The sequence below is a fragment of the Sphingobium sp. Ant17 genome (genome assembly GCF_000588875.1).
Lineage (GTDB): Bacteria > Pseudomonadota > Alphaproteobacteria > Sphingomonadales > Sphingomonadaceae > Sphingobium.
Genome location: NZ_JEMV01000118.1, coordinates 1 through 5,387, shown reverse-complemented (window position 1 = coordinate 5,387; position 5,387 = coordinate 1). Strand labels below are relative to the sequence as shown.

General features: G+C 55.5%; 6 protein-coding genes and 2 pseudogenes. 6 read left to right on the top strand and 2 right to left on the bottom strand.

Features of this window, described 5'->3' with window-relative positions; translation table 11 throughout:
* Positions 1–77 precede the first annotated feature (77 nt).
* Positions 78–739: pseudogene (locus BF95_RS24225) on the top strand (IS3 family transposase); the annotation flags it as partial.
* 31 nt (positions 740–770) lie between these two features.
* On the opposite strand, the pseudogene BF95_RS26945 reads toward BF95_RS24225, so the two are convergent.
* Together BF95_RS26945 and BF95_RS24215 are read right to left on the bottom strand one after the other, a co-directional pair.
* Positions 771–977 (bottom strand): annotated as a pseudogene (locus BF95_RS26945) (transposase); the annotation flags it as partial.
* A gap of 359 nt (positions 978–1,336) precedes the next feature.
* Positions 1,337–2,137, bottom strand: coding sequence for a 1,6-dihydroxycyclohexa-2,4-diene-1-carboxylate dehydrogenase (locus tag BF95_RS24215; RefSeq protein ID WP_235209982.1), 801 nt, complete (start codon positions 2,135–2,137; stop codon positions 1,337–1,339).
* A 151-nt stretch (positions 2,138–2,288) separates the two neighbouring features.
* Here BF95_RS24215 and BF95_RS24210 point away from each other — a divergent pair, with 151 nt between their 5' ends.
* The 5 genes from BF95_RS24210 to BF95_RS24195 all read left to right on the top strand — a co-directional run bounded on the left by BF95_RS24210 (position 2,289) and on the right by BF95_RS24195 (position 5,375).
* Complete coding sequence (locus BF95_RS24210) at positions 2,289–3,209, top strand: dihydrodipicolinate synthase family protein (RefSeq protein ID WP_235209981.1); 921 nt, start codon at positions 2,289–2,291, stop codon at positions 3,207–3,209.
* 79 nt (positions 3,210–3,288) lie between these two features.
* Entirely contained in the window at positions 3,289–3,804 is a 516-nt protein-coding gene (locus BF95_RS29945) for an aromatic ring-hydroxylating oxygenase subunit alpha (RefSeq protein WP_235209980.1), read from the top strand.
* Positions 3,789–4,463 carry an SRPBCC family protein gene (locus BF95_RS29940; RefSeq protein ID WP_235209979.1) on the top strand — a complete coding sequence of 225 codons (675 nt, stop codon included), beginning with the start codon at positions 3,789–3,791 and terminating at the stop codon, positions 4,461–4,463. The genes BF95_RS29945 and BF95_RS29940 overlap by 16 nt, the downstream gene beginning before the upstream one ends.
* Positions 4,460–4,993: an aromatic-ring-hydroxylating dioxygenase subunit beta gene (locus tag BF95_RS24200; protein ID WP_235209978.1), complete on the top strand. Its 534-nt coding sequence runs from the start codon at positions 4,460–4,462 to the stop codon at positions 4,991–4,993. The genes BF95_RS29940 and BF95_RS24200 overlap by 4 nt, the downstream gene beginning before the upstream one ends.
* Positions 4,994–5,057: 64 nt before the next feature.
* On the top strand, positions 5,058–5,375 hold the full coding sequence (locus tag BF95_RS24195) for a hypothetical protein (protein ID WP_152542921.1): 318 nt from the start codon (positions 5,058–5,060) through the stop codon (positions 5,373–5,375).
* Positions 5,376–5,387: the final 12 nt, after the last annotated feature.

Below are 5,387 nucleotides of genomic sequence, written 5' to 3'. Positions count from 1 at the left end.
GGCTCCTGAACCTCAAACCGCAAAGTGGGGAATTTTACTTGTCCGTTCCGGGGAAAATTACTGTGCCGTTGACAATGGTGGCGAAATGCACGGTGGAACGATTGATGCGGGCCATGGGGCTGGCGGGCGTCCGGCGTGGAAAGAAGACGGTCACCACCGTCAGCAACCCGAATACGCCGTGTCCGCTGGACAAGGTCAATCGGGCATTTCGCGTCAGCCGGCCCAACGCCCTGTGGGTCGTCGATTTTACCTACGTGCACACCTGGACGGGCTTCGTCTATGTTGCCTTCGTGATTGACGCTTTTGCCCGGCGGATCGTCGGATGGAAGGTCAGCACGTCAGCCACTGCCAACTTCGTTCTGGATGCCCTGGAGCAGGCGATCCATGCCCGTAGGCCCGGTCCCGATGATGGACTGATCCACCATAGCGACAGGGGAGTTCAATATCTTGCCATGAACTATACCCAGCGCTTGGCCGAAGCGAAGCTCGTTCCCTCGGTCGGTAGCGTCGGTGATTCCTACGATAACGCCTTAGCCGAGACGATCAACGGCCTTTACAAGGCGAGGTAATTTGGCGGCAGCGGTCATGGCCAAGCGTTTCGGCCGTGGAAATGGCAACGCTGCGCTGGGTCGATTGGTACAACAATCACCGGCTCTTCGGCCCTATCGGGCACATCCCGCCCGCTGAGGCCGAAGACAATTACTATGCAGCCCTCGAGAACCTCGATATGGCTGCATAGCCCAATGAAAACTGCCTCCTGAAAACCCGGGGCGCTTCAGATCCCGCTGATCGGCAATGCAAGCTGCAGGTCGCCCGCAGATTGCCATCTCGCGCTCAGCTTGCGCGAGTAGCAATACCCCGCCGTCCGAGGTCAGCCGACCACCGTCAAAGGCGGCTGTGACTTTCTTGCGCCCAACCGCTGGAAACGAAAAAACGGGCGCGCTATCCTTACATCTGGCGGGTGTGGCCTGTGGCATTTTCTGCCTCGCTGCAGGTTGGTCTAGACACCCAATTTCCTACAGCAAAGCAATGCCTTACGCCACTCCCGCCAACCCCTCGGACACAGCGCCATGAATAATCCGGGCTAAAGGCATAACTGGCATCATTTAACGCCGTATGGAGAGCGTCCACACCAACAGTGGTGCTGTCGTCAGGACGGCGGTGATCGTGACCTCGCTGGATCGGCTGTTGAGGCCTTGGCCAACATCGTTGCACACATAGAGGCCCTCGCCCCGAAAACCATCATGAGGCTCTGACCTCGAAAAGGACCTTGACCCTGACGTCCGCACTACTCAGGTTGACAGCTACCCGCAATTAAAGGGCCGATCCACAGTTCTTATCCGATCCCTCCGCCTGCAACGAATAGAGTTTGCCCGGTGATATAGGACGCTTCCTCAGAGGCGAAAAAGCAAATTGCTGCGGCGAGTTCCTCGGGTTCGCCGAACCGGGCCATTGGGGTGTCGCGCACGGTCTGCTCCATGACCTTTACAAACCCTGATTTCACAGCATCGGTCATCGGAGCAGGATCGCGTGGCGTTACCCGCGTCACATTGACACCGCCCGGCGCAACGCAGTTGATGCGAACTCCGCTCGTTTCCAGTTCCAGCGATAAAGCGGCAGTCAATGCAGCGACCCCGCCCTTGGCCGCAGCATACGGCACCCGGTTTACGCCGCGCGTGGCGACAGAACCGATGTTGACAATGGAACCGCGCCCGGCTGACAACATAAAGGGTAAAACGGCGTGGCAGGACCAAAGAGTCGGCCACAATGACCGGTTTATTTCAGCTATAATCTCGTCGGAGGTATAGTCCCAGTAGGGTTTGGCCCAAATAGTACCGCCAACGTTATGAACCGCCACATCGATTCTTCCGAAGCGATCGGCAACCAGCCGGTACAGTTGGACGGCCCCCTCGCAAGTCTCTAGGTCGAAGTTGGCGGCGTGGACATTCGCGCCACTGATCTGCAGCCGTTCGACCGCAGCCCGCGTAGCTTCAACGGCCCGGTCGGCGACGATTACGATCGCCCCCTCTTCCGCCATGCGTTTGGCTGTGGCCAGCCCGATCCCCTGCGCTCCTCCCGTCACGACTGCGACTTGTTTATCGAACCGTCTTGTCGAAGTCATAATTAGGGCGTCCATCCTTAGCGAGCTCACGCAACGAACCGAAAAGCCGTATCGCGTTGCCCTTGTTTATCTTCTCGCCTTGCGTCATGCAAGGCAAAGCATTACACAATGAATAACGTCCAGCCGCTCGGCTGCATCATCGGACCAAATGTTGGGAGCCACGAAGATGACCCATAGACTTATGACCCCTAGTGATGTGACAGGTGCGTGGGCGATTATTCCCACTCCGGCGAAGGATAATGCGTCGGATTGGAGAGCGACGAATACCGTAGATCTCGATGAAACTGCTCGCGTTGTAAATGGCCTGATAGAGGCGGGTATAAACGGGATACTCAGCATGGGGACGCTTGGCGAAGCGGCGACTATGACTCAAGGGGAAAAGCTCGATTTCATAAAGGCGCTGGTTGATGCCGCAGCCAGTCGAGTGCCAATATTTGTCAGCACAACCTGTCTCAACACCCGCAACACCGTAACGTTGACCCGGCAAGCACTAGAGCTCGGTGCGGATGGTGCAATGCTTGGAGTTCCTGTGTGTTGCACGCCAAGCCTTGAGGTTGCAGTCCAGTTCTACAAGGATGTCGCTGAAGCCGTACCAGAGATGAACATAGCGATCTATGCCAATCCCGAAGCCTTCAAATTCGAATTTTCGCGCTCGTTCTGGGGTCGAGTGGCTGATATTCCTCAGGTCGTAACAGCGAAATATATCGGTGTCGGCAATCTACTGGCAGACCTTGCAACGATCCGCGGCCGCATCAAGCTATTGCCGATCGACTTCGACTACTATGCTGCAGCCCGCATGAACGATTCGATCGACGCATTCTGGTCGAGTGGTGCTGTATGTTGCCCGTTGATGACTACTACCTTGCGCGATGTTGTGTTGAACGCGCGCGCGACCGGTAACTGGAAGGAGGCACGTGCCTTTCAGGCGCTGCTCGGTCCTACCGCAGCGCCGCTGTTCCCTAATGGGAGTTTCAAGGACTTCGCAACGTACAACATCGCGGATGAATGCAGGTGGGTGGATGAAAGCTGGTCCGGCGCGCCCGCCCTATCATCTATGCCCCGAACCATTCCTCGAAGGTGGCCGTAAATCGGGCATTATGTTGGCGGATCTCGGCAGAGCGCTCGAAGCCGAGAAATAAGATAAGCGTGATAACTGGGAGAGAGCAATGACCGGAATTAAGCTATCCTGGCCAAAAAACTACAATGAAGTTCCAAAAGAGGCTTTCGTCCGAGAGGACATATACGCGGAAGAGGTCAAGCGTATCTTCCACGGTACTGAATGGCATCCGATCGCTCATGAAAGTGAATTGCCTAACGCGGGTGATTTCAAGACATACCGATTGTCCGGTGTGCCACTGCTTATCGGGCGCGACGTCGAGGGCGTGGTGCGGGTGTTTTATAACGCGTGCTCGCACCGCGGCAATCAACTCGAAACGGCGGTCATGGGCAACAAGACCGAATTTGAATGCCCCTATCACCGTTGGCTGTTCGATTCGAAAGGCAATCTGGCCGGCTGTCCGAACCCTCGGGAATTTCTTCCCGGCTTCAACAAAGCAGACTATCCGCTTGCCCAGCCGCGGTTTGACAGTTTTTTGGGCTTGTTTTCGTCACGCTCTCACCAGAAACCGAGTCACTATTGGCATATCTTGGAGATTCGCAGAATACGTTGCGCGAACTGCTAGCAGGCGATGGGCGTCTCAAACTGCTCGGCTACCAAAAAGTTCGCTATGATACGAACTGGAAGTCGTACACCGACAATGATGGCTATCATGCCCCATTGCTACATCAGGCGTTCAAGATGCTTAACTGGCAAGGTGGCAACGGTCGCCAGTTTACAGCAACAAAACGCGGCCACATTTGTTTCGAATCTGCGCTTTCTGTGGCACACGGGCCCACCGTGCTCAAAGACAAATCGCTGATCGAATTCAAAGGGCAGGATCCTGCGGTCGGCTCACGGATCGTTTCTCTCTTTCCCACCTTTGTTTCGACGAAGCATCTGGATGTCATCAATTTGCGCTTTGCGACACCAATCGATGCTGAGACGGTCGAGGTCCACTACGTCTATTTCGCACATCAGGATGACGACGAGGACATGGTTCGGCACAGACTGCGGCAAAGTTCAAACCTGCTGGGGCCATGCGGCCTGATCAGCATGGAAGATGCCTCGATTTTCCATCGCATCCATATCGGAAATCACACGCCCGGCTCTGCCATCTTCCAAAAGGGAGTGCATGACCCTTTGAAGCTAGAATCGGAGTTCCTTCAAAACGACGAGAGCGGCAATCTGCCGCGCTGGGAATATTATCGGTCGGTCATGGGTTTTGAGAGGGCGGCGGCATGATAGAGACAGATATGTCGCTTGAAGCGGCGCTCAATGCCGTGCTGCTAGCGGATGCCCACGCGCTTGATAGCAAAGATATGCAGAGATGGCTAGATAATTACGCGGACGAGGAAAACGCGTCGTATTTCTGCCGTTCGGCGGAAAATTCAGAGCACGGACTTGCCCTTGGCTTTATGTACGACGACTGCCGGGCGAGGCTCGAGGATCGCGTCACTTTCGTAAATGACATTTGGGTCGGCACATTCCAGGACTATCGTACACGTCATTTCGTTCAATTGACCAGCTATCATCGAACCGATGCAGCCACTTTGGAAATGCGGTCTAACTTTTCCGTGTTCATGACGCCTAAAGACAGTGGCATCACCCAGGTGCTTGCCGCAGGCCAATATCTTGACAGCGTGCGGCAACAAAAGAATGGCGGGCTGAAGCTATTGTCGCGGCGGGCTGAGCTCGATACCTCTGTGCTTCCACGTATTTGGTCTATCCGATATAGAACACTGGTAATAAAAAGGGGCCTTCATTGGCGGTAGCACCGGATTAAAAAGGGCCACTTCTGCTAGACCTTGCTTTGTGCGGAGGCGGAGGGTGAAGAGAGTGGAGCTTTATCAGAAGGTTCGCCATGCCGTGCTTATTGACGGCATGAGCCGCCCGGGCCGCAGCGGCGTATTTTGGGTAGTTAATTCGACAACAACGGTCGACAAGATGCTGGTTTTCCCGGAGCCCCCGCAGCACGGGCGATGCGGAGTTACATACAGCCGGAAGCTGGCGGGGTTCACCGAGATCATTGATCAGATATTGATCGATGATCGTACAGTGCATTCCAAGCAGCGGCATACGGGAGGACGGATATTCGAGCGGCTGCGCGATGAGCATGGTTCACCGGGGGCATCACGATTGTGCGAGAGTATGTAGCGTGCGCGAAGT